At 48.1% G+C, this 459-nt stretch carries 1 protein-coding gene; it reads left to right on the top strand.

The genetic code is table 11. From position 1 onward, the window contains the following. The coding region (locus tag INF86_RS22300; protein WP_193543956.1) for a DNA-binding protein at positions 1–353 on the top strand (353 nt) is incomplete at its 5' end. Between the last annotated feature and the right edge of the window lie 106 nt (positions 354–459).

Raw genomic sequence — 459 nt, forward strand, 5'->3', positions numbered from 1 at the left:
GAACAACACTCCATAGGTTAATTAGAGCAGGTGACCTGTCCACCTGTAGCGGTGAACGCAATGCAAAAATGGTAGATACTTCAGAGCTTTTGCGTGTCTTTGGTCCCTTTGAGCAACCGAAGGGTGAACACCATTCTGGACAGGTCTCTGAACAGCGTGATACAGCCTCTGCTGACCAGAGTGAACAGGTGATTCGTCATCTGAAACAGGAGATTGAACACCTGAACACCGTACTTTTGTCCAAGGATTCGCATATTGACAGCCTGAAACAGGCCATGCTCCTTATTGAAAATCACCAGGCAAAATTAACTGAATCCCCGGCGCCATGGTGGAAATTCTGGAAAAAATCCTGACCCGTCATGCTTCAGTTTTCCTCTCCGGCCATCCCGGGGAGTTCCTGAACCTTCCCAAAAATCGTCAGATCTCTGAACGCTCCTCACCACTAAAAATACCCACACC

This window comes from Enterobacter cloacae complex sp. I1M, from assembly GCF_014982425.1.
Taxonomy (GTDB): domain Bacteria; phylum Pseudomonadota; class Gammaproteobacteria; order Enterobacterales; family Enterobacteriaceae; genus Enterobacter; species Enterobacter intestinihominis.